This window comes from Xanthomonas dyei (assembly GCF_002939865.1).
Taxonomy (GTDB): Bacteria; Pseudomonadota; Gammaproteobacteria; order Xanthomonadales; family Xanthomonadaceae; genus Xanthomonas; species Xanthomonas dyei.
The window spans coordinates 37,455-59,685 of sequence record NZ_MDEE01000008.1; the positions used below are offsets into that span (position 1 = coordinate 37,455).

Below are 22,231 nucleotides of genomic sequence, written 5' to 3' on the forward strand. Positions count from 1 at the left end.
AGCGGTAAGACAGCGGCGCTACATCTGCAGGCTCCCCCGTTGTGCGAAGGACACCCCATGACCGCTTCCGATCCCGCGCGCCGCCGCGTGTTGCAAGGTTTGGGCGCCGGGCTGTTGCTGCCGGCCGCCGGCGGTGGGTCTGCACGCAGCCTGGCCGCGCCCTCCGGGCGACCGATCATCACCGATGGCGTGCAGAGCGGCGATGTGCGCGACGGTCGCGCACTGCTGTGGAGCCGCGCAGACCGCCCGGCGCGGATGCGGGTGGAATGGGATACGCGGCCCAGCCTGCGCCAGGCGCGCCGCGTGGAGGGAGGCATGGCGGTACCCGCCCACGATTTCACCGCGCGCGCGGACCTGGGCGGGTTGCCGTGCGATCAGGAAATCTTCTATCGGGTGCGTTTCGAGGACGCCGACAGCGGTGTACTGAGTGCGCCGGTGCATGGCCATCTGCGTAGCGCACCACAGACGCGCCGCGATGTGCGTTTTGTCTGGAGCGGCGACACCGTGGGCCAGGGCTTCGGCATCAATCCCGACATCGGCGGCATGCGCATCTAAAGCGCGATGCGCGCACGCAACCCGGATTTCTTCCTGCATAGCGGCGACACCATCTACGCCGACAGCCCGATCCCGGCCGAACTCACCGTGGAAGACGGCAAACGCTGGCGCAATCTCACCACCGCGGCCAAGAGCAAGGTGGCCGAAACGCTGGACGAATTTCGCGGCAACTACCGCTACAACCTGCTCGACGACCATGTGCGCCGCTTCAATGCCGAGGTGCCGCAACTGTGGCAATGGGACGACCACGAAACCACCAACAACTGGTCGCCCGGCAAGCAACTGGATGCGCGCTACCAGGTGCGCGACATCGGCGTGCTAGCCACACGTGCGCGCAAGGCGTTCCTGGAATACGCCCCGATGCGCGGGGTGCGCGCCGATGGCAATGGGCGCATCTATCGCAAGATCGGCTATGGCCCGCTGCTGGATGTATTCGTGTTGGACATGCGCAGTTATCGCGCTGCCAACAGCGACAATCTGCAACCCACGCCAAGCGCGGACACCGCATTTCTCGGGGTCGAGCAGCTGGCCTGGTTGCAGCGCGAGCTGGCCGGCTCACGCGCGCAGTGGAAGGTGATTGCCGCCGACATGCCGATCGGTTTGCAGGTCCCCGATGGCGAAGATGGTAACGGGCACCTGCGCTGGGAAGCGATCGCCAACGGCGATGACGGCGCGCCGCGCGGACGCGAGCAGGAGATCGCCGCGCTGCTACGCTTCATCAGCCGCGCGCGCATCCGCAACACGGTGTGGCTGACGGCCGATGTGCATTATTGCGCCGCGCATTACTACCACCCGGACCGCGCGGCGTTTCAGCAGTTCGAGCCGTTCTGGGAATTTGTCGGCGGCCCGCTCAATGCCGGCAGCTTCGGGCCGAATGCGCTGGATGCCACCTTCGGCCCGACGGTCGTGTTCCAGAAGGCGCCGCCCGCGCCGAACACCTCACCGTTGGCCGGGTATCAGTTCTTCGGCGAGGTGGAGATCGACGGCGCCAGCGGCGTGTTGACGGTGACCTTGCGCGATCTCGATGGCGTGGCGCAGTTCCGTCAGCCGATCCTGCCGTATGGCGCGGGGCCTCACGCGGCGGGCTGAGGATAGAACGCCAACGCGGCGCGGCAGTCCGGCGCGGCCCACCATTCGTGCAGCTGCCACTGTGCGGCATCACCTAGTTCGGGGTCGCACCACTGCAGGTGCAATGCGCCATCCGAGTCAACGGCGTACGCAAGCCGATGCAGACCGAACGACAGGCCATGCCCGTAGGCCTTGAGCAAGGCCTCCTTGGCGCACCACAGGCGGAAAAATAGCGCCTGTTGCGCATCGGCCTCCAGCGCCGCCAGCAACGCCAGTTCGTCCGGATGAAAGAAACGCTGCGCGATGTCCAGCAGGCGCGGGCGGGCGCGGATGCGTTCCAGATCCACCCCCAGCCGCACGCCGCGGCCCAGCCCGACCAGCAAGTAATCGCCACTGTGGCTCCAGCCGGTATCCCAGTCGGGCAGCGCCGGCTGCAGCGAAGGGCGACCACGCGCATCGCGCAGCAGCGGCACCGCGGCCGGGTCGATCGCCAGGGCCGGGCCTAGCAGCTGCCGCGCCTGCGGTTCGCCGCGCTCACCGGGCCGATGCGGGCATAGCCATAGCTGCACCGGGCCATGCTGCCACCCAGCGTGCGCTGTCACGCCGTGCACACCAACCCCAACGCTTGGACAGTGCGTGGGTCGCACGCGACAGCTGCTTCACGGCGCGCTGCGTCCAATGGCGCGCATGCACCACTCCCGGTGCAAGCGAACGAGGAGATTGGCACCATGGGCATCATCATCTGGTTGATCATCGGCGGCATCGTGGGTTGGCTGGCCAGCATCATCATGCGTCGCGATGCACAGCAGGGCATCATTCTCAATGTGGTGGTCGGCATCGTCGGTGCCATGATCGCCGGCTGGTTCTTAGGCGGCGGCATCAATCAGGCGATCACGCTGATGACCTTTGTCTGGTCGCTGGTGGGTGCGGTGATTCTGCTGGCCATCGTCAATCTGTTTACCCGTGGCCGGTTGCGCTAACAGCGTCGGACAAACTGGTGGGTGCGGCCGTCAGGTGCATGCGGATAACACGGCGTCATCTTAGCGTACGCGCGGCATATGCCTCCGGGCATCGGCCGCATCCACCCAGTAGTCTCATGGCTGTTTTGCTGGTCGCTTTAAGAACGGCTAAAGAGCAGTCGCCGGTGGAGATGGACGGCACGGGAGAACCGCAGCGTACGAGCGGTACATACTGGCTTCGAGCACCGTCCGCGCACCCAACGACTACGCGGTCGATTGGTTAGCCGATCTGAATCGCGCCACATCGGTGACGACACTGCCCGGGCTTGCCCGGGCAGTGTCGTTTCAGCTGCCGGCAGCGGCGCGATCTGCCGGATGGTTGACGCCATCGTGCACCTGCACCGCAATGTTCAGCGCGTACGGGTTGACGCCGTCCAGGCAGCCGACGTTGTAGCCGTATTCGTTGGGATTGGAGCGGCGGCGGTGATGGGTGTAGATGCCGCACACGCCGCAGAAATAATGCGCGGCGGCGTGCGTGTTGAACTGATACAGGCGCAGCACGTCTTCGCCCTGCCGGACGTGCAGGCCATCGAGCGCGACCGAGGCGACGATGGCGCCACGACGGCGGCACATCGAACAATCGCAACGGCGTGGATCGAGCAGGCCGTGCGGCAATTCCAGGTCGATCTGCACGGCGCCGCAATGGCAGCTCAAACGGTGGACCGGCCCCAGCGTCACGTCGCCGATCTTGTGCGTGCTGCGACGCAGGTGACGCTCGCTCATGCGCCCACCTCCGCCAGTTGCACCCAGGCCGGTGCATGGTCGCTGGGCCGCTCCCAGGTGCGCGGTTCGCGGTCGATGCCCGCCGCCACCGCACGTGCGCGCAGCGCATCCGACACCAGGGTCAGGTCGATGCGCAGCCCCAGGTTGCGGCGGTACGCGGCCTGGCGGTAATCCCACCAGCTGAACTGCTCGGCTTGGTCATGGTGCAAACGGAACGCATCGTGCAGGCCCAGCGCCAGCAATTTTTCCAGCGCGGCGCGCTCGGCGGTGGAGGTGAGGATGTGGGTCTCGTTCCACACCACCGGGTCGTGCACGTCGCGCGCGTCCGGGGCGATATTGAAGTCGCCCAGCACCACCAACTGCGGATGGCGCTGCAGCTCCTGCGCGATCCAGGCGTGCACCGCATCGAGCCAGCGCAGTTTGTAGGCGTATTTGTCGGTGCCCACGTCCTGGCCGTTGACCACGTACAGATTGATGATGCGCACGCCATCGACGGTGGCGGCGATGACGCGCTGTTGCACGTCATCGAACCCGGGGATGCCCATCTGCACGTCCAACGCCGGCGCGCGCGACAGGATCGCCACGCCGTTGTAAGTCTTCTGCCCGCAGAACACGCTGCGGTACCCAAGCGCGGCCAGCGCCGCATCCGGGAACTTGTGGTCTTCCAGCTTGGTTTCCTGGATGCCCACCACGTCCGGCGCGACATCGGTGAGCCACTGTTGCAGGTGCGGCAGGCGCACGTTGAGCGAGTTGACGTTCCAGGAGGCGATCTTCATGGCGGGGGCCGTGGTCCAAACCACCAATGGTACCGCGCCATCTGCCGACGCCTCAGGGCTGCCCCACGATCCGCACACCCAACTGGTTGGCGACCGGGCGTTCGCGGCCCGGAATGCCGGTGTGGATGGGGCGGTTGAGCGTGCGCACGCGGCCGTCCACGCGGGCGGCCAGGGTGCTGGAGCCGCCGCCGTCCAGGTTGATGGCCGCATAGGCACCGAGCTGCTGCAGCACGGCGGTCAGCGCGTCCAGCGTCATGCCGGCGCTGTAGCCGGGTTGGCGGCCGTCGGCCACCACCATCCACAGGATTGTGCCGGCGCGGTCCAGGCCCAGCGCGCTGCGCGGCTCGGGGCCGTCGTAGTAGTCGGCTTGGGTGGCTTCGCGCGGTTGGCGCTTGCCATCGAGCAACAGCAGCGGGCCGGCGCCCACACCGACGCGCGTGCCGGACGGGCAACTGGCGCGCACGATGCGCACGGCGTTGCGCGCGCTCACGCAAAAAGCGGCATCGACGCGCGCATCACTGGTTGCGGCGGCCGAATCGAGGTGGCCATCGTCGATGGCCAGGCCTTCGGCAGTGACGCCCTGCCCGGCTGCCGGGACGAACGCCTTGTCGAACAAATGACCACCATCGAACGGTAAGAAATAGTCGGCATTGATCGCCAACGCCAGCCCGTTATCGCGCACGAAGGCAGTGGTGGGGTTGGCGAGAAATTCGCCACCGCCGCTGCGGTCGCCATGCGTGCCGACCAGGTGCAGGCCCGGCGTGGTCAGGTCGATCTGGGCGATGTGCAGCATCACCGGCTGTGGGCCATCCACGCGCTGGCGCCAATAGCGCACGCCCGGCGCCAGCGTGACCGGCGCGGCAGGTGCGGGCACCGGTTGCACCAGCGGCTCGATGGTCGCGCGCGCACGCGCCTGCGCGTGATCCAGCGCAGCCAGGACCGCATCGATGCGTGCCGGTGGTGTGCGCAACAGCAGCGCTTGCGCCGGTGCCGACTGCAGCAGCTGTGCCAGGCCGATGCAGCGCGCGCCACTGCAGGGTGCCGCGTCGCTGCCCACGCGTGCCGGGCCGTCGGCATCGTCGAGCACCTGCAACGCAATACGATTGTGCGCGGCCGGTTTGCAGCGGGTTACCGCCGCCAGCACGTCGTCGGGCCATTGGCCCCAGCAATTGCCGCTGACGATGGTCTCCATCGCCACGAACGGCGGCGTTGCTGCGGGCGTGGCCGCTTGGTCGGCACACGCATTGCCGATGCATGCGGCCATCAGACAAATACCCAGTGCCGCAGCAAAGCGTCGATCAGAACGCATAGTCCACTCCCAGGTAATACGCGCGGCCGTTATCCAGTTGCTCGCGCATCAATTGCTGATCGGCGCCGATGACGCGGGTCAGCCGCGCGTTGCTGAGGTTGCGGCCCTGCACGGTCATGCGCAGCTTGCTGGACAAGCGCCACGCCAGCTGTGCGTCGTAGCTGGTGATGGCATCGTAGTAGCGATCATTGACGCGGTTGTCGGTGGCTGCGGACAGCAATTGCAGACCGGTGTAATTGGCGCTGACGCGTGCACTGAAGCGGCCGAGGTCGTACAGCAGCGAGGCATTGGCGCTGCGCTTGGGCGATTCCATCAGGCCGGGCAGCGCGCGCAGGCTGCCATCGCTCATCTGCACGTCGGCGGTGCGCGGGTCGAGCACGGTCAGATTGGCCATCGCGCCCAGATGCGACCACGCACCCGGCAGAAAATCGAACCGCGTATCGATGGCGGTGAACTCGACGCCGCGCACGCTGGCCGCGCCGGTATTGATCGCCTGGGTGGTGGTGACCTGATACGTGCCGACCAGCCCACCGGGATCGCGCTGCAGATCGGTGTTGGTGACGCGCACGATCTCGTCGTCGATGCGCTTGTGGAACACGGCCATCGACACCTGCGAATCCTGGTCCGGGTACCACTCCAGCGACAGGTCCAGATTGTCGGCGCGGCGTGGGCGCAGCTGCGGGTTGGCGATGCTGCGGTTGATGGTGAGGCCGGTGGTATCGACCACCGGGCTGCTGTTCTGGCCGATATCGCCATAGGTGGGCAGGCCGATGGTGCGGCTACCGGCCATGCGCAGTTTCAGCGCCGGAGTGAGGTCCCAGGCAAGGTTGGCCGATGGCAACAAGAAGCGCCGGTCGCTGGCGTCGGATTGCTGCAGATAATTGGTGGTGCTGCTCAGCGGCTGCGGCACCGCACTGAGCACCTCGCGCTGCAGATACTCGTTGCGCAGGCCGAACGTGGCCTGCGTGCGTTCGCCATGCCAGGTGCCCATCAGGTAGGCCGCGCCATTGCGTTCGTCGATGCGGAAATCGCCGATCGCGCTATTGCGCGCATTGGTGTTGGCCAGCACGTAGGCGCTTGGCGAAGCGGCCGCAAACGCGGCCACCCGCGCAGGGTCGACCAGCAGCAGGCAGCTGAAATCTGCATACGGACAGATGCGCGCATCGTCGGTCCCGACCGTCGCCAGGCTGACCCGCCCGAGCGGATTGCGACGCACTTCGTCCAGGTTATAGCGCTGCTGCAGATCGCGGTACTGCAGGCCGGTCCGCAGCCCCCATCCCTGCGCATCGGCATCGGCGTTCTGGCTGTAGTCGACCTTGACCGTGGTGGTATCGGTGCTGCTCTTTTCCACCCGGGTCAGAAAGTACGACTGCAGGTAGTTGGCCGGGTTGCTGTAGTAGCCGGGGTCGACCAGGGCGATGGTCGGGCGCGTGTCGTTGCCCAGCGCGTAGCCGAATCCCAGCCGTGCGGAGGCGGCCGCAGTGAACACGTCTTCGCGCGTGTCTTGTCGATACTTGCCGGTGGCACGGTTGAACAACACATCGATGTGGCCCTGCGGATTGAGGCGGAAGCTGCCGCTGGCTTGCGCATAGCGCAGCGTGCGGGTCTGGTCGAAGCGGTTGGCATCGGTCTGTGCGCTGCCCTGCGCGTAGCGGCCGTCGTCGGCATCGGCCACCAGCGCATTGCCGACCCGGTTGATCCACTGCGAGCGGCGTTGTTCGTCGTTGCCGTGTTCGAAGGAGCCGGCGCTCAACGCCAGTTTCAGCGCATCGCCATCGTCGTATTCCAGCTTGCCGAACACGCTGCGGCGCTGACGCACGTTGTCGTAGCTGAGCGGGCGGAACCGGTCCGGGGCGATCGCCATGCCGTTGGTGTCCAGCGTGGGGACCAGGGTCTGCCGCGCGCCGTTGGCGTAGTAGCTGTAGCTGTCGATGGCGGTGTTCAACGACGACGAATCGCGACGGAAATAATCGGCCGACAGCACCACACCGAAGCGGTGGTCCGGCCCGAAGGTGTTGCTGAAACTGCCCTGTACCTGCCCGGACGGCCCGCTGCCTTGCAGCTGCCGGCGGTTTTCCCAATCGGCCAGATTCGCGCGCACGGTGGCGAACGGGCCGTCGTGATCGAACGCGCTGCGCGTGCGCAGCGCAGCGATGCCGCCGATGGCATTGCTGTCCATGTCGGCGTTGAAGGTTTTGTAGATGTCCACCTGCTGCGCCAGCGATGCGGGAATCACATCCAGCGACTGCACGCGCCGGTTGGTTTCGGTGGACGGCAGCGCCACCCCGTCGATGAGCACCGTGTTGTAGTCGGGATTGAAGCCGCGCAGGCTCATGAACTGCGCCTCGCCGCGGCCGTTGTTGACCACCATCGACACGCCCGGCACGCGCTGCAACGCCTCGCCCAGGCCGAAGTCGGGGATCGAGCCGATATCGTCGGCCGCCACGCCATCGGAGACCACCGCCGCTTCGCGCTTGGCGCCGATGGCCTGGCGGATCGACAGGTGCTGGCCGGAGACCTGCACGGTGTCCAGCTGGACGGGTGCGTCGCTGGCGGAAGCCGCCGGGGACGGCGCCGGCTCGGCGGCATGGGCGCTCAGGCTGGCGCTGACGCACAGGGCCAGCAGACACAGGCGGGGGCACGGGCGGGTGCTGAGGCGGGACATGGGGCGGCCGGTCGAGGATGAGGTGGCTAATTTAATAACTTACTGTGAATTAATTATTTCAGTCGCGGGCGGGTAAGCTTGTGTCTCCCCCGCGCTACCCTCCCCCATGGCCTCTCCCGCCGCCTTTGCGCTGCCACCGCACACGCCCGCCGTGCCCGGCTTGAGCCTCAACGAGCGCGACATGCTCGACCGCTTGCGGCTGGCCGGGGTGCTGACCCGCGCCGACCTGAGCCGCGGCACCGGGCTGACCGTGCAGACCGCAGTGCGCCTGATCGAGGGCCTGCAGGCGCGCGGCATGGTGCACTTGGGCAGCGGCATCGCGCGCGCCGGGCGCGGCAAGCCGGGCGTGGCGGTGTCGTTGAACGCGGGGCACGGCCACACGCTGGGCATCTCCATCGCCACCGATGCGCTGAGCCTGGCGCTGATGGATTTTTCCGGTGCGGTACTGGCCGTCACCGAGGTCGCGCTGACCGATACCACCTTGTACGGCGTGCTGACCCAGTTGCAGGCCGCCGATGCCGCGTTGCTGGCGAGCGTCGACGATGCAGGCCCGCGGCTGGGCATCGGCGTGGCGATGAGCGGGTTTTTTACCGGCGTGGACACCTTCATCAATCCGCCCGAGCCGCTGCGCGCCTTGGGCCAGGTCGCGCTGTGTCCGTGGCTGGCCGATGCGTTTACCCAGCCGGTGTGGATGGACAACGACGGCAGCGTGGCAGCGGCGGGCGAAGCGATGCTGGGCGTGGGCCGGCGGCATCGCGATTTCGCCTATCTCTACCTCAGTTACGGCTTCGGTGGCGGGCTGGTGGTCGACGGCCAGGTGCTGCGCGGCGCCCGCGGCAACGCCGGTGAGTTCGCCGGTATGCTGCCGGCGCAACAGCTCGAGCGCGCCACGCTGGAGTTGCTACGCGAACTGGTGGCAGAAGACGGCATCGCGCTGCCGGATGTGCGCGCGTTGCTGTCTGCCTACGACCCGGCATGGCCGGCAATCGATCGCTGGATCGCGCGCAGCGCGCCAGGCGTGTCGCTGATCGTCTCGGCGATCACTGCAGTGTGCGACCCGGAAGCCATCGTCTTCGGCGGCCGCCTGCCGGCCGATCTGGCGCAACGGCTGATCGCCGCCGTGCAGATCGACAACCAGCCGCGCCGCGGCCAGGGCCGCCCGATGCCACTGCTGCTGCCGGCCGAAGCACCGGCCGATGCGTGCGCGATCGGCGCGGCAACGCTGCCGTTGAAGGCGCGCTACTTCCGTTGAGTGGCGGCAGCGCTGCAGCGGCGCTGGCACGCACAGTGCCTGGCCGTCGAACACACATGCGCTCGGCGACTACATTGGATAGGGCGCATCACCGTTCTGCCGCAACACGCGTGCGGCAGCAATAGCCGAACACTTCCACTGCCAGCGCACGTGCCTGTTGCTGCTGCTGTTGCGGCATCGACTCCAGCAACTCGTCTTCTGCCTGCAACGGTGCGGCTGCATCCAGCGCGCGGCCCGGCGGTTGCCGCGCGGCCAGTCGCCACGCGGCTGCATACACCGGATCGGGCGCGTGCAACAGCGGCGATTCCACCACCTGCGCCAGGGTCTCGATGGCATCGCGATGGCCTGCTAGCGCCAGCGTTTCCAGCTCGGCCACAATCGCGGCCACCTCCTGTTCGTCGCTCGCCGACAGTTGCGCGGGCATGCCGGCGGGTGCGACGGCCACCGCACGTTGCATTAACTCGGTCACATGCTGTGCAAGCAGATAGCGTTGCGCGTCGGCATCGCCGTGCGCTGCGGCCGTGCGCAGCAGTGCCTCGATCTGCAACGGCGTCCCGGCGACGCAGCGACGCGCGTCCAACGGCGGACTGTGCGTGCCGCCGTGCGCGATCTGCGCCGCGCGTTCCTCGCCCTGGTCGCGACAGGCCAGCTGTTGCATGGCGCTGTCGAACAGGCCCTGCGCGGCGCGTGCAGACGGTTGCGCGGACGCAACGCCGGCAGGCAGCAACTGGGGCGCAGCGACGCTGCGCTGCAGAGCTGATGCAGCCGGCGTGCGCAGGCCCCACATCCCTGCTGCCGACACCGCTGCAATCACACACATCGCACCCGCCACCGGCCAGAGCAGCCGGGGCCGATGGCATGGCTGCGTGCCGACGTTCAGCGCAGGCGCCGGCATCAACGCAGCGCCGCTTCCAGCGCGGCGCGATCGAACTGCAACGGATTGGCCTGGCGCAGACGCTCCAGTGCAGCGGTGGCGGCCTGGTCGCGCAATTGCACTTCGATCTGCCCGCGCGCTGTCTCCAGCGTGGCGGGACTACGCGCATCCACCCGAATCAGGTGATACCCCTCCGGCCCGCGCACGGGGGCCGACACCTCCCCCACGCCTATTCCCTCTACCGGCGCAACAAAGGCATCGGCCACATTGCGCAGGAAAATCGATGACAACTGGCCGCCCTCGGCCGCGGTGCTGCCATCGTCGGATTCGCGCATCGCCAGTTCTTCGAAGGGCGTCCCGGCATCCAGCTGCTGCTTGAGCTGCTGTGCGCGTGCAAGCGCCTGCGCATCGGTCAACGGTATGCCACGCCGCGCATCGCCTTGTGGCTGCAACGCGACGAACAGATGGCTCAGGCGCACCTCGTCGTAATCGTGCGGATGCGCATCGAACTGCGCTTGCACCTGGGTCGCCTCGATCGGTGCGGCATCGCGTGCGCGCCGCTGCATCGCCTCGGCAAGAATCGCATCGGTGGCCTGACGGATGTGCGCGGCCACCACCGGGTCGTCTTGCAGATGCGTCTGACGCGCCTGGTCCACCAGCAGCAGCCGGTCGGCAAATTCGCGAACGAAACTCGGGTCGGCCGCAACGGCCGGATTGGCGTTTTGCGGCAGATCGGCCAGGGCCAGCGCGCGATATTCCGGCACAGTGAACGTCTGCTGCCCGATCTGCAGCACCTTTCCGGAAGCCGGGCCAGCCTGCAGGTGTGCATCGGCCGTGGCGGCCTGCGCCAGCGGCGTGCAGCAGGCAAGGCTCAGCGAAAGCACTTTGAAAAAATGCGATGTGGAAAACATGGGCAATCTCCGTGATGGCATGAACCGGCGGCGGCAGGTGCCGTCGCCGGGACAGCCGGCCCGCACGGGCCGGTAACAGCTGCTTGAAGCGGCTAACACAACGTAGTGAGCGGTCGTCAGGTGGGCGTGGACGGCGCGCTCAGAACCGACGTGTATGAGTGATACATGCCGATTCAGAGCACCGTCCGCGCCCGCCTGGCGGCCGCGCAGTCGTTTTGTGAGTCGCTCTTAGTCGTGCTTGCCGCGCGCATGCAGGTAGGCGATGGCCGCTTTCGGGTTGTCGCTGGTGATCAGGCCGAAGGCCTCGTCGCGCACGATGAAATCCAGATTGCCGCGATTGTCGGCCGTGTCGCGGCCACCGGCGTAAGAGAAATACAGATCCGACAGCGCGTAGCAACAAGCGCCGCTGTTCTGATAGAACTTGCCGGCAGACGGGCCGTCCGGAATTGCCTGGAACACGCCCACGCGATAACCACGCTCGCGAATGAAATCGGCATCGCTCTGCAGCAAGCCGCCGAGTTGTTTGACGTTGATCTCCATCGTCTGGTTACCCGAGTTCATCCATGCCGAGATCGTCTGGCGCACATTGATCTTGCCCAGCATGTTGGTGGTGAACACCGGAATGCCGACCATGCCGCTGCCATCGGCACGGTAAGCATCGCGACTGGTGTACAGCGTTGCATTGACCTTGGCGGCGACGTAGCTGCCGGAAGCGATGCCAAACACCTTATTGGCTGCACTGCTGACCGCACGCACGGTTTTGGCGTCCTTGATATCTAACACCATCGGTGTGCGCAGCTGGCGCTGTTTGTAATAGGCGAACAGCTCATCCACACGCGGCACGTGATAGCCGGTGGTGGTACGACGATTCGGCGCCAGCAGGAACAACTGGCTGACTTCCGACCACGGGGTGACCAACACGGATGGGTTTACGCCCTGATTGGTGATCGGGTCGTACTTCACCCCCGGATGGTGCTGCCACACCGTGGTGGTGCGCCCCAGGTTGTAGTCGTGCAGCAACACCGGCACGCCATCGCTGGTGAGCTTGACGTCCAGCTCCACGCCATCCATGCATTGGTCGTTGGCAGTCTGCAGCGAACCACGCGAGTTTTCCGGCATGTCGGCGATGCCGGCGTAGTTGCCCCATAAGCCGCGGTGCGCCAGCACGACGGTATTGGAGGAGTTGAACAGGATGCGTTGCATCTTGACGTCGGAGCTGTCGCTGCAGGCGGCCAGTGCCAACTGCGGCAGTGCCGCCAGCAGGGCCAGTGCGCCGAGCAGGCGGCAGGCGCGCGCCAGCGGATGTGGAGCGAGGAGGGTAAGCATGGTCTCTGTGTCCCGGCTCGTAGGTGCAGGAAGGGCAAGGGATGGACGAGAGCCGACGGGTCGACGCAATCGGCGAACTCGCTTGCAGCGCACTCGCCAGCCGGTCGATGCCGGGGGAGAGGCCAAGCCGTGCGTGATCAGCGTTCGGCTTGCGAGCCAATTTAGTCACTATCGATGACTTAATTTCTTCGCTGGTGTTGCGGTTGTTCGCGATCGCGCAGGCGTTGCGTGAAAAACGAAGTGGACGACGGCGATCGCATCGTTGGCGCGCAAGTACGCGGCGATTGGTTTCCCTGCGCGTAACGCGGCGGGCGCCTGCGCACCGATGTCTGATGTCGCGCCGTGCCTGGGTAATCCCGACATTGGATCGCCGCCGGCATCGGCAACTGCGCGCACGGTCGAGCGATACAGACAGAGCCTTGGCTTCTGCGGATGCGCATGGATACGTGGCAGCAGCGACGCTGCCTGGTCCGAAGGACTCCAAAACGCAAAACGCCGGCACTAGGCCGGCGTCTTGCGACTACATCCAGTGACGCTGCACTCAGTGACCCGACGCACCGCTGGCACCCAGGCCGGTTTCGGCACGGATCTGCTGCGCCTTGAACGCTGCGCGTTCGTTGGCCGCCTGCGGGCTGCGATCCAGCACCGAGAACAGCCAGATGCCGACAAAGCCAATCGTCATCGAGAACAGTGCCGGCGAGGTGTACGGGAACGGCGCCGACCCGGCCGCGTTGCCCAGCGTGTCCACCCACACCGACGGCGACAGCACCGTGAGCACCAGCGAGGAAATCAGACCCAGGAAACCGCCGGTCACTGCGCCACGCGTGGTGCAGTTCTTCCACAGCAACGACAGGATCAGTACCGGGAAGTTGGCCGAGGCGGCGATGGCGAAGGCCAGCGACACCATGAAGGCCACGTTCTGCTTCTCGAACACGATGCCCAGCAGCACCGCGATCACACCCAGCACCAGGGTGGTCATGCGCGAGACCTTCAGCTCCGAGCCCGGCGCCGGGTTGCCCTTCTTGATCACCGTGGCGTACAGGTCATGCGACACCGCCGAGGCACCGGACAGGGTCAACCCTGCAACCACCGCCAGGATGGTGGCGAAGGCCACCGCCGAGATGAAGCCCATGAACACGTTGCCGCCGACCGCATTGCCGACCAGCACCGCCGCCATGTTGGCCGCCCCCTTGCCGCCGTGGATGGTGCCGGTGGTGACGTCCGCAAACTGCGGGTTGGTCAGCACCAGGGCGATCGCACCGAAGCCGATGATGAAGATCAGGATGTAGAAGTAGCCGATCCAGGTGGTGGCCCACAGCACCGACTTGCGTGCCTGCTTGGCATCGGGGACGGTGAAGAAGCGCATCAGGATGTGCGGCAGGCCGGCGGTACCGAACATCAGCGCCATGCCGAACGAGATCGCCGAGATCGGGTCCTTCACGAAACCGCCCGGGCCCATGATCGCCAGGCCAGCCTTGGCCGCGTCGTCGGGCGATGCGCCGCCGTTGGCCGCAATCGCGGTCTTCACCCGCACGCCCTCGGCAAACAGCGCCTCGAAGCTGAAGTTGAAGTGCCACATGATCGCCACGGCCATGAAGGTCACGCCGGTCAGCAGCAGCACCGCCTTGATGATCTGCACCCAGGTGGTGGCGGTCATGCCGCCGAACAACACGTAGACCATCATCAGCACGCCGACCAGGGTCACCGCGACCCAGTAATCCAGCCCGAACAGCAGCTTGATTAGCGCACCGGCACCGACCATCTGTGCGATCAGATAGAACAGCACCACAACCAGCGTGCCGGAAGCGGCGAAGCTGCGGATGGCGGTCGGTGCGAAGCGATAGCCGGCCACGTCGGCGAAGGTGTACTTGCCGAGGTTGCGCAGCCGTTCGGCCATCAGGAAGGTCAGGATCGGCCAACCGACCAGAAAGCCGATCGCATAGATCAAGCCGTCGTAGCCGTTGGCCATCACCGCCGCGGTGATGCCCAGGAACGAAGCCGCCGACATGAAGTCGCCGGCGATCGCCAGGCCGTTCTGGAAGCCGGTGATGCCGCCGCCGGCGGTGTAGAAGTCGGCGGCCGACTTGGTCTTGGCCGCCGCCCATTTGGTGATCCACAAGGTGCCCAGCACGAAGAAGCCGAACATGCCGATCGCCACCCAGTTGGTGGGCTGCTTGTCGACCTGGCCCATGTCGCCACCGGCGGCCAGCGCGAGGCCGGCCGGCAGCAGGCCGGCCAAAATCAGAAGAAGGCGCGAAGTCTTGCTCATTTGCGGGCTTCCTCCAGGATCTGCGCGGTCAGCTGGTCGTAGGTGCTGTTGGCACGACGCACGTAGATGGCGGTGATGATGATGGTGAACACCATCACCCCGATCGCGATCGGAATGCCGATCGAGGTCACCCCGGCGCCGATCGGCTTGGCGAGGAATTCCTTGTCGAAGGCAATCAGGCCGATGTAGCCGTAGTAGGCGAGCAACATCAGCACGGTCAGCGTCCAGCCCAGCGTGTTGCGTTGGCGTTTGAGCGCGTGGTACTTCGGATTGGCATCGATCTTGGCGATCAATGCGTCATTCGAGACGGTCATGGTCTGTCTCCTGGAGTGCGGGCGGCACGGCCCGTCCACATGCGTGGCGGGCCACCGGCGGGGTGAATCTTAGAAGCTGTACTTGGTGGTGAACTGCAGGCGCGAGATGTCGCCGGAATCACCGTTCTCTGCTTCGCGGCGGCCGTACATCAGCTCTGCACCCACATCGACCTTGGGCAGCGGCGAATAGAAGACGTTGGCGCGGATGCTCTGCTGCGACTTGCTCGCCAGCCCGCCGGTATTGGCGATGTCGTGGTCGTAATCCACGCGCGAATACATGATGGTGCTGCGTAACTTGGCGTTGTAATCGTGGCGCCAGGCCAACCAGCCGGCCACGGTGCTGACGGTCTGGATGTTGCCATCCATGTCGATTTCCACATCCGAGCCGTTGCCCAGGCCCAGATAGCGGCCAAGACCTTCGCCGTAGCTGAGCTGATAGCGCAGGTCGTTGTTGGAGTTGATGATCCAGCGGCCGCCGCCGGCGATGGCGCCGCCGAAGTCGGTGTCGTTGGTCAGCGCGCTGCGGGTGCGGTACTGGCGTGCAATCGCAGACAGGCCGAACGTGCCCCAGGTGCCCTTCCAGTTGTAACGCGCGGTCAGATCCGGCATCGCGCCATGGTCCGAGGCCAGGATGGTGTTGCCGCCCTGGTATGGCGTGGTCAGCGTTTCTGGATTTTCCGCCGACACGCTGAAAGCGCCGCGGGTGTAACGGATCTGGGTCTGACGGCTGAACAGCGCGCCGTCGGTCGGCCCGACGATGTCGGCCGCTTCCGGCAGGATCGTGGAGTCGACGAAGTTGGACCAGGTCTGGCCGGCCAGCCAGTTGTTCCAGCTCATGTAGGCGTGCCGCAAGGTGCCGCCGTACAGATTGTTGACCTGGTTGGCCAGCGCGTTGCCGAAGAAATCCAGTTCGATGAAGCCGGTGAGCTTGTCGCCGTTTTCGGTGACCGTGTCCACGCCCAGATTGAAGCGCGAGAACTTGGCATGGAAGTCGGTATCGGTGCTCGACGCCTGCCCCCCGACAGGCGTCTGCGTCGGGATGTACAGGTAGCGCCCCACCGCACCTTCAGGCAATGCGCCGTCGCTGGTGCGGGTAGTCATGAAGTCGGCCTTGATGAAACCACCGTAACGAAACGTTGTCCCCGGCAACGCGTTCGGCGTGATGCTGGTCAGCTGGATCGGCTTCTTGCCGGCCGGGAGCGCAGGCGCGGGCGGAGTCTGCGCCTGCAAGGTGCGCACCTCGGTGACCTGCGTCTGCGTCTGGGCAATCTGGCCCTGCTGTTGTTGCTGCGCGGTCACCAGCAGTTGGACCTGACGCTCGAGCTCGGCAATACGTGCTTCCAGCGCCTTTTCCTTTGGCGTCTGCGCAAACGCGACGCCTGGCAGGATGCTGGCCACGAACAAGGCGGCCGCCAACGGATGGCGCACCAGCGGTGCAGTACGGTGTTTCATGGAACCCTCTCCCCAATGAAGGCCTCGCGCTTAATGGCGATGCTGTGCGGAGCGTGAGGCAGTCCGCGCTTTGCAGCCTATTCGCCTTTGGTCGTAGCTGCAACGCAGCATTCCACCGGGTGAGCGATGGTCGCACCAGGACCCGCAATGGATGTGCGCCAGCGCACGCCCTTCGGTTACGACCATGGTCTAACGCGCCGTTGACCACCGGGACAGAATGGATACGGCACACTGATTGCCTACCGAGGGCAGCCGCAACGCCCTCTCCCGACAAGTTCATCGCAAGTGAGGGTGCCATGGCTGATGTTTATCCCGTCGATCCCGCGTTCGCTAACGGCGCACGCGTCAATGGCGAGCAGTACGCAACGCTGTACCGCGAATCGATCGAGCATCCCGAGCAGTTCTGGGGCAAGGCCGCGCAGCGGCTGGACTGGTTCAAGCAACCCACCCAGGTCAAGGACGTCAGCTTTGCGCTGGACGACTTCCACATCCGCTGGTTCGGCGATGGCGAGCTCAACGCCAGCGTCAACTGTCTGGACCGCCAGCTCGCCACGCGCGGCGACAAGACCGCGTTGCTGTTCGAACCCGACAGCCCGGATGCGGCATCCTACCCGGTCACCTACCGCGAGTTGTACGAGCGCGTCTGCAAGCTCGGCAACGCGCTGCGCAACCTCGGCGTCCAGAAGGGCGACCGGGTCACCATCTACCTGCCGATGATCGTCGATGCGGCCGTGGCCATGCTCGCCTGCGCGCGCATCGGTGCGGTGCACTCGGTGGTGTTCGGTGGCTTTGCCGCCAACTCGATCGCCGACCGCGTGATCGACTGCCAGAGCAAGCTGATCATCACCGCCGACGAAGGTCTGCGCGGCGGCAAGAAGATTCCGCTCAAGGCCAACGTGGATGCGGCGCTGAAGATCCCCGGCACCAACACGGTCGAAACCGTTCTGGTGGTGCGCCATACCGGTGGCGCAGTGGACATGCAGGCGCCGCGCGATCGCTGGTTCCATGACGTGGTCGATGGCCAGCCGGCCGAATGCGAACCCGAGCGCATGAACGCGGAAGATCCGTTGTTCATCCTCTATACCTCCGGCTCCACCGGCAAGCCCAAGGGCGTGCTGCACACCACTGGCGGCTATCTATTGTTTGCCAGCTACACGCACGAAGTGGTGTTCGACCTGCGCGAGGACGACATCTATTGGTGCACGGCCGACGTGGGTTGGGTCACCGGCCACAGCTACATCGTCTACGGCCCGCTCGCCAATGGCGCCACTGCGGTGATGTTCGAAGGCGTGCCCAACTACCCCAATGTCTCGCGCTTCTGGGATGTGATCGACAAGCATCAGGTCACCCTGTTCTACACCGCGCCCACCGCGATCCGCGCGCTGATGCGCGATGGCGAAGCGCCGGTCAAGCGGACCTCGCGCAAGAGCCTGCGCCTGCTCGGCAGCGTCGGCGAGCCGATCAATCCGGAAGCCTGGCGCTGGTATTACGAAGTGGTCGGCGACAGCCGCTGCCCGATCGTGGACACCTGGTGGCAGACCGAAACCGGCGGCATTTTGATTTCGCCGCTGGCCGGTGCGGTCGACCTCAAGCCGGGGTCGGCCACGCTGCCGTTCTTCGGCGTGCAACCGGCGCTGGTCGATGCCGAGGGCAAGATCCTGGACGGCGCCACCGAAGGCAACCTGGTGCTGCTGGATTCGTGGCCGGGCCAGATGCGCAGCGTCTACGGCGACCACCAGCGGTTCATCGACACCTATTTCCGTACCTATCCAGGCAGCTACTTCACCGGTGACGGCTGCCGCCGCGATGCCGATGGCTATTACTGGATCACCGGCCGCGTGGACGATGTGATCAACGTGTCCGGCCACCGCATCGGCACCGCCGAAGTGGAAAGCGCGCTGGTCTCGCACCCCAAGGTTGCCGAAGCGGCGGCGGTGGGCTTCCCGCACGACGTCAAGGGCCAGGGCATCTATGCCTACGTCACCTTGATCGCCGGCGAAAACCCCAGCGAAGAACTGCACAAGGAACTGGTGAACTGGGTGCGCAAGGAGATCGGCCCGATCGCCTCGCCCGATCACCTGCAGTGGGCACCGGGCCTGCCGAAGACGCGCTCGGGCAAGATCATGCGCCGCATCCTGCGCAAGATCGCCGAAAACGCACCCGATCAACTCGGCGATACCTCTACCCTGGCCGACCCGTCGGTGGTGGATTCGCTGGTCAATGAGCGGCTGACGCGCTGACGCGCGTTGGGAATGGGGAATCGGGATTGGGGAATCGTGAGAGCGATTCCCTGAGCGACTGGGAGTTGAGGTTGGGGATTGGGGATCCGCTGAAGCGGATTGCCAACCTAGCTGATCACTGCCGACTGTCGTCCTCAACCTCACCACGCCGAAATTGCCATTATTTGCCTCGCCGCTCTGCGCTGTTGCTGTTGCGATTCCCCATTCCCGACTCACGATTCCCGGCCCCTCAATGACCACCCTGCTGATTGCCGATGACCATCCCCTGTTTCGCGAGGCCTTGCGCGGGGCGGTGCAGCGGGTCATGCCGGGCGTGCAACTGTTCGAAGCCGACAACGTGGATGCGTTGTACACGCTGGCCGATGCGCAACCGGATGCGGACCTGCTGTTGATGGATCTCAACATGCCGGGTGCGCAGGGCTTCAGCGCGCTGGTGCATATGCGCTCGCTGCATCCCCAGTTGCCGGTGGTGGTGGTGTCCGCACGCGAAGAGCCCACGGTGATGCGGCGTGCGATCGACCATGGTGCGTTCGGATTCATTCCCAAATCCGCCGACTCGGACACCATCGGCCGCGCGTTGGCCACCGTGCTGGACGGCGAACGTTGGATTCCGGCCGAAGCACAAAACCTGCCGCCCACCGATAGCGAAGAGCGCGAGGTCGGCCAACGGTTACGCGATCTCACCCCGCAACAGTTCCGCGTGCTGCAGATGCTGGGCGCAGGCCGGCTCAATAAGCAGATCGCCTACGACCTTGGCGTGTCCGAAGCCACCATCAAGGCGCACGTCACTGCGATCCTGCGCAAGCTCGGCGTCACTAACCGTACCCAGGCCGTGCTGATGGCCGGCAAGCTCGCCATCGACTCCGACGGCATCGTGTTGCCGCCGCCGGAAGAGGACTGACGCGCAGCGGTGAGTCTGTGGGCCATTGGGGTTGGTCTGGAAAGCGCGGTCGCGCCCGGGTGCGCTCCTACGTGTGATCCCGCTACGTTTGCCGTCGTCGTTGGTGGGCAATCGATAGATTTGCTGTGCTGTGCCGTGCAACGCAACACGAAACGACACCCGCGTAGGAGCGCACCTGGGCGCGATGGGCGTTACCGGCAAAGCTTGTTTTGCAGAAGAACCCTGACGCGCGTTGGCGCGTACGACGGTGATGAGCCTTACCGGAAAAGCCCCATCGCGCCCGGGTGCGCTCCTACGTGTGGGGCTTTGGCGTTTACTCCGGCGCGCGCACGAACAAGACGTTCAGATCGCGCATCGGGACGAAGTTGGCCTGCTTGAACTGGAAGGTCAGCGGGTCGATCTTTTTCAGCTCGCCGTCGAAGCACAGGCTGAGGATGTCGCTGGCGGCCTGCTTGCGAATGGTCAGCTGGAAGTCCTTGATCGGGCCGTTCCAGTTCTTGCCGGTGGTGAGCACGTAGCGCAAGTTGGCCCAGGCCAGCCCGTATTGACCTTCGCGGCGCTGCATGCTGGTCTTGGTGGCCGGTTCGATGCAGGTGTCCTTTGCATAGGACTCCAGCAAATACGTGCTGGGCTGCGGCACACCGGTAGACAGGCTGGGCGCATACGCATGCCGGATCTGCACGCTGCGGCGCGCCGGAAATGCCTGTTGCCAAACGAAGTACTCGTTGAGGGTGAAACGCGGTTGCGCGTCGGCATCGACCCAGCGTGCGGGCAGCGGTTTGCGGCCCTTGGGCGCGGTGCCGGATTCGGTGAAGGCTTGCACATCGTCCTGGGTCCACCCGGTGGCGGCAAATGCCTTGGAGATATCGCTGCCGTCGTCCAGCAACACCACCAACTTGCGCGTGGTGGCGATCGGCTTGCCGTCCACCCACAGTTTGAAGTCGGTGAGTTCGCTGTGGTCGGCCATGCCGAAGTACATCGGCGGCATCGGGAAGGCCACCGGCACGCTGAGGTCGCGCTCGCTGTTGTTGGTGAACACGTAGTCCACCTGCACACGCTCTTCGCTGAGCAGCAGCGCTTCTTTGTCCATGCTGATGTCGGGCTGGTGCAGCAGCCGGATGCTGCCGTTGTCGTCGCCAAAACTACTGTCGTTGGCGTGCGCTGTCGCACAGACGAACACCGCCAGCAGCAGCCGGCACGCCATTGAACCCTTATGCATCGCTCCCCCGTCACCGGCACGCACCGACGCGCCGCACTGCACAGCATGCCATGCACCGCGGCCTGGCAGATGGCAGCGTGCGACAGCTGCATGCGTTAGCTGCAGCGGCGGGCCGGTTACAGCTATTTGTGCACACAGTCCGCGTGCCGTTGCCCAACGATGGCGAGCCCAAGCGCATCGGCATGACCGCATCGACAGTTGGCATCGTGTGATAGCTGCGCTCGCTATTAGTCGCAAAGTACTGGTTGCAGCGGTGCTCGCGCTGCCCACTCGCTTGTCGTTGCTCACAGGTGGCAGGCCACGCGCACTGGCATGACCGCCTCGGCAGATGGCATGGCGCGACTAACTGCGTGCGTTATCTGTCGCAAGGCAGTGGTTGCAGCCGTGTTTGCGCAAACCGCCCGCATGTCATCGCCCGACGGTGGCAAGCCCAAGCGCACCGGCGTGATCGCATCCACACCTGCGCACCGCGCGACATCGCAGTTGTCGATATCACCATTGACCATAAGCTGATGCCTGGGCAAGGCTCGGGCATCGAGGACGCTTTGGAGCTGGCATGGCGCGACGTTTTCCCTGGCTCTGGATCGGCCTGCTGGTGGCCTGTGCATTGATCGCGGCGCTGGCGTGGCAGAACCGACAACTGCGCGTACAGCAGCAATGGCTGCAGACGCGCATCACCACGCCGTACGAGGGCATGTACGTGCCGCGCATCGAGGCGGTGGATGCCGAGGGTCAGCACCATCTGCTGGGTGCGCCGCAGGGGCCGGCGCAGGTGCTGTTCTTTTTCACGACCACGTGTCCGTACTGCCAGCGCTCGGCACCCACCGTGCTGCGCGCGGCGCGGCAGTTGCAGGCCAACCTGCCGGGCCGGCCGCAGTTGCTGGGCGTGTGCCATTGCGATGCGGCGCAGGCCGCGCGCTATGCGCAGGTGCATGGCTTCGATTTTCCGGTGGTCACGTTGACCGATCGTCGCGCACTGATGCTGTTCCGTGCGCGCAACGTGCCGCTGCTGATGGCCATCGATGGGGACGGGCGCGTGCGCCATTCTCATGTTGGCGTATTCGATACCACGGAGCGGGTGCAGGACCTGGTCGCCGCCTTGGGCCGCACGGATGCGCCAGCGGCTTTTGCAACGTTGAGGGAGTAGTGCATGAAAAAGCGTTGGGTGAGCTTGCGTAGTGCGTTGATGGCAGCGACGTTTCTGGCCAGCACCGGTTTCGGTGCGTTCCAGGTGATGGCCGTGGACGGCGCACAGCCAAAGGCCGAGTCGTGCAGTGCATGGGCCTGCAATGCCGAGTGTCCGGAGTTCGGCGGCGACCTCGGACCAGGCAACGTCTGCTACTGCTGCGGTTGAGTCC

At 65.6% G+C, this 22,231-nt stretch carries 18 protein-coding genes, 1 other RNA gene and 1 pseudogene; 7 read left to right on the forward strand and 13 right to left on the reverse strand.

Translation table 11 applies throughout. The features are described from left to right. Positions 1 to 57: 57 nt before the first annotated feature. Positions 58 to 1,644, forward strand: a pseudogene (locus tag XdyCFBP7245_RS07840) (alkaline phosphatase D family protein). Here the strand turns inward: XdyCFBP7245_RS07840 and XdyCFBP7245_RS07845 are convergent. Then, positions 1,629 to 2,225: a 4'-phosphopantetheinyl transferase family protein gene (locus XdyCFBP7245_RS07845; RefSeq protein WP_104615206.1), complete on the reverse strand. Its 597-nt coding sequence runs from the start codon at positions 2,223 to 2,225 to the stop codon at positions 1,629 to 1,631. The pseudogene XdyCFBP7245_RS07840 and the gene XdyCFBP7245_RS07845 overlap by 16 nt on opposite strands. Positions 2,226 to 2,351: 126 nt before the next feature. Between XdyCFBP7245_RS07845 and XdyCFBP7245_RS07850 the strand changes: the two genes are divergently transcribed. Next, entirely contained in the window at positions 2,352 to 2,603 is a 252-nt protein-coding gene (locus XdyCFBP7245_RS07850; RefSeq protein ID WP_104615144.1) for a GlsB/YeaQ/YmgE family stress response membrane protein, read from the forward strand. 324 nt (positions 2,604 to 2,927) lie between these two features. Here the strand turns inward: XdyCFBP7245_RS07850 and XdyCFBP7245_RS07855 are convergent, their stop codons facing one another. From XdyCFBP7245_RS07855 to XdyCFBP7245_RS07870, 4 genes are read right to left on the reverse strand one after another with little or no spacing between them, the layout of a single operon-like run. Beyond that, positions 2,928 to 3,365, reverse strand: a complete 438-nt coding sequence (locus XdyCFBP7245_RS07855) for a GFA family protein (protein ID WP_104615145.1) — start codon at positions 3,363 to 3,365, stop codon at positions 2,928 to 2,930. Further along, on the reverse strand, positions 3,362 to 4,141 hold the full coding sequence (gene xth / locus XdyCFBP7245_RS07860) for an exodeoxyribonuclease III (RefSeq protein ID WP_104615146.1): 780 nt from the start codon (positions 4,139 to 4,141) through the stop codon (positions 3,362 to 3,364). The genes XdyCFBP7245_RS07855 and xth overlap by 4 nt, the downstream gene beginning before the upstream one ends. 52 nt (positions 4,142 to 4,193) lie before the next feature. Next, positions 4,194 to 5,450, reverse strand: coding sequence for a phosphodiester glycosidase family protein (locus tag XdyCFBP7245_RS07865; protein WP_104615147.1), 1,257 nt, complete (start codon positions 5,448 to 5,450; stop codon positions 4,194 to 4,196). After that, positions 5,440 to 8,115 carry a TonB-dependent receptor gene (locus XdyCFBP7245_RS07870; protein WP_104615148.1) on the reverse strand — a complete coding sequence of 892 codons (2,676 nt, stop codon included), beginning with the start codon at positions 8,113 to 8,115 and terminating at the stop codon, positions 5,440 to 5,442. The genes XdyCFBP7245_RS07865 and XdyCFBP7245_RS07870 overlap by 11 nt, the downstream gene beginning before the upstream one ends. Positions 8,116 to 8,221: 106 nt before the next feature. Between XdyCFBP7245_RS07870 and XdyCFBP7245_RS07875 the strand changes: the two genes are divergently transcribed. After that, on the forward strand, positions 8,222 to 9,367 hold the full coding sequence (locus XdyCFBP7245_RS07875; RefSeq protein WP_104615149.1) for an ROK family transcriptional regulator: 1,146 nt from the start codon (positions 8,222 to 8,224) through the stop codon (positions 9,365 to 9,367). A gap of 88 nt (positions 9,368 to 9,455) precedes the next feature. Here XdyCFBP7245_RS07875 and XdyCFBP7245_RS07880 read toward each other — a convergent pair whose 3' ends face one another. The 7 genes from XdyCFBP7245_RS07880 to XdyCFBP7245_RS07910 all read right to left on the reverse strand — a co-directional run bounded on the left by XdyCFBP7245_RS07880 (position 9,456) and on the right by XdyCFBP7245_RS07910 (position 16,513). Further along, a complete protein-coding gene (locus XdyCFBP7245_RS07880) occupies positions 9,456 to 10,154 on the reverse strand; it encodes a hypothetical protein (protein ID WP_386261484.1) in 699 nt (232 codons plus the stop codon). A 107-nt stretch (positions 10,155 to 10,261) separates the two neighbouring features. Further along, entirely contained in the window at positions 10,262 to 11,152 is an 891-nt protein-coding gene (locus XdyCFBP7245_RS07885) for a peptidylprolyl isomerase (protein WP_104615150.1), read from the reverse strand. A 90-nt stretch (positions 11,153 to 11,242) separates the two neighbouring features. Further along, positions 11,243 to 11,319: non-coding RNA, sX9 sRNA (locus tag XdyCFBP7245_RS07890), on the reverse strand. 61 nt (positions 11,320 to 11,380) lie between these two features. Next, positions 11,381 to 12,388, reverse strand: a complete 1,008-nt coding sequence (locus XdyCFBP7245_RS07895) for a glycerophosphodiester phosphodiesterase family protein (protein ID WP_211287659.1) — start codon at positions 12,386 to 12,388, stop codon at positions 11,381 to 11,383. A 631-nt stretch (positions 12,389 to 13,019) separates the two neighbouring features. Further along, on the reverse strand, positions 13,020 to 14,747 hold the full coding sequence (locus tag XdyCFBP7245_RS07900; protein WP_104615152.1) for a cation acetate symporter: 1,728 nt from the start codon (positions 14,745 to 14,747) through the stop codon (positions 13,020 to 13,022). Beyond that, the gene (locus tag XdyCFBP7245_RS07905) at positions 14,744 to 15,061 is read right to left on the reverse strand and encodes a DUF485 domain-containing protein (protein WP_104615153.1); all 318 of its coding nucleotides are present in this window, start codon (positions 15,059 to 15,061) and stop codon (positions 14,744 to 14,746) included. Before XdyCFBP7245_RS07905 ends, XdyCFBP7245_RS07900 begins: the two co-directional genes overlap by 4 nt. Before the next feature lie 69 nt (positions 15,062 to 15,130). Further along, the gene (locus tag XdyCFBP7245_RS07910; RefSeq protein ID WP_170068565.1) at positions 15,131 to 16,513 is read right to left on the reverse strand and encodes a DcaP family trimeric outer membrane transporter; all 1,383 of its coding nucleotides are present in this window, start codon (positions 16,511 to 16,513) and stop codon (positions 15,131 to 15,133) included. 296 nt (positions 16,514 to 16,809) lie between these two features. On the opposite strand from XdyCFBP7245_RS07910, the gene acs reads away from it, so the two are divergent. Then, positions 16,810 to 18,753 (forward strand): acetate--CoA ligase, encoded by a 1,944-nt coding sequence (gene acs / locus XdyCFBP7245_RS07915; RefSeq protein WP_104615154.1) that lies wholly within the window; start codon positions 16,810 to 16,812, stop codon positions 18,751 to 18,753. Positions 18,754 to 18,985: 232 nt separating this feature from the next. After that, entirely contained in the window at positions 18,986 to 19,654 is a 669-nt protein-coding gene (locus XdyCFBP7245_RS07920) for a response regulator transcription factor (RefSeq protein WP_104615155.1), read from the forward strand. A gap of 313 nt (positions 19,655 to 19,967) precedes the next feature. Here the strand turns inward: XdyCFBP7245_RS07920 and XdyCFBP7245_RS07925 are convergent, their stop codons facing one another. Beyond that, complete coding sequence (locus XdyCFBP7245_RS07925; protein ID WP_104615156.1) at positions 19,968 to 20,873, reverse strand: DUF4424 domain-containing protein; 906 nt, start codon at positions 20,871 to 20,873, stop codon at positions 19,968 to 19,970. Positions 20,874 to 21,456: 583 nt separating this feature from the next. Between XdyCFBP7245_RS07925 and XdyCFBP7245_RS07935 the strand changes: the two genes are divergently transcribed. Together XdyCFBP7245_RS07935 and XdyCFBP7245_RS07940 are read left to right on the forward strand one after the other, a co-directional pair. Continuing rightward, positions 21,457 to 22,020 carry a peroxiredoxin family protein gene (locus XdyCFBP7245_RS07935; RefSeq protein WP_211287660.1) on the forward strand — a complete coding sequence of 188 codons (564 nt, stop codon included), beginning with the start codon at positions 21,457 to 21,459 and terminating at the stop codon, positions 22,018 to 22,020. Between the two features lie 3 nt (positions 22,021 to 22,023). Further along, complete coding sequence (locus tag XdyCFBP7245_RS07940; RefSeq protein ID WP_104615159.1) at positions 22,024 to 22,227, forward strand: hypothetical protein; 204 nt, start codon at positions 22,024 to 22,026, stop codon at positions 22,225 to 22,227. Positions 22,228 to 22,231: the final 4 nt, after the last annotated feature.

Bases quoted from the DNA above. Each gene is read 5' to 3' on its own strand.
- XdyCFBP7245_RS07850 (WP_104615144.1), top strand. From the start codon at position 2,352: ATGGGCATCATCATCTGGTTGATCATCGGCGGCATCGTGGGTTGGCTG.
- XdyCFBP7245_RS07855 (WP_104615145.1), bottom strand. From the start codon at position 3,365: ATGAGCGAGCGTCACCTGCGTCGCAGCACGCACAAGATCGGCGACGTG.
- xth (WP_104615146.1), bottom strand. From the start codon at position 4,141: ATGAAGATCGCCTCCTGGAACGTCAACTCGCTCAACGTGCGCCTGCCG.
- XdyCFBP7245_RS07865 (WP_104615147.1), bottom strand. From the start codon at position 5,450: ATGCGTTCTGATCGACGCTTTGCTGCGGCACTGGGTATTTGTCTGATG.
- XdyCFBP7245_RS07870 (WP_104615148.1), bottom strand. From the start codon at position 8,115: ATGTCCCGCCTCAGCACCCGCCCGTGCCCCCGCCTGTGTCTGCTGGCC.
- XdyCFBP7245_RS07875 (WP_104615149.1), top strand. From the start codon at position 8,222: ATGGCCTCTCCCGCCGCCTTTGCGCTGCCACCGCACACGCCCGCCGTG.
- XdyCFBP7245_RS07880 (WP_386261484.1), bottom strand. From the start codon at position 10,154: ATGTGGGGCCTGCGCACGCCGGCTGCATCAGCTCTGCAGCGCAGCGTC.
- XdyCFBP7245_RS07885 (WP_104615150.1), bottom strand. From the start codon at position 11,152: ATGTTTTCCACATCGCATTTTTTCAAAGTGCTTTCGCTGAGCCTTGCC.
- XdyCFBP7245_RS07900 (WP_104615152.1), bottom strand. From the start codon at position 14,747: ATGAGCAAGACTTCGCGCCTTCTTCTGATTTTGGCCGGCCTGCTGCCG.
- XdyCFBP7245_RS07905 (WP_104615153.1), bottom strand. From the start codon at position 15,061: ATGACCGTCTCGAATGACGCATTGATCGCCAAGATCGATGCCAATCCG.
- XdyCFBP7245_RS07910 (WP_170068565.1), bottom strand. From the start codon at position 16,513: ATGAAACACCGTACTGCACCGCTGGTGCGCCATCCGTTGGCGGCCGCC.
- acs (WP_104615154.1), top strand. From the start codon at position 16,810: ATGGCTGATGTTTATCCCGTCGATCCCGCGTTCGCTAACGGCGCACGC.
- XdyCFBP7245_RS07920 (WP_104615155.1), top strand. From the start codon at position 18,986: ATGACCACCCTGCTGATTGCCGATGACCATCCCCTGTTTCGCGAGGCC.
- XdyCFBP7245_RS07925 (WP_104615156.1), bottom strand. From the start codon at position 20,873: ATGCATAAGGGTTCAATGGCGTGCCGGCTGCTGCTGGCGGTGTTCGTC.
- XdyCFBP7245_RS07940 (WP_104615159.1), top strand. From the start codon at position 22,024: ATGAAAAAGCGTTGGGTGAGCTTGCGTAGTGCGTTGATGGCAGCGACG.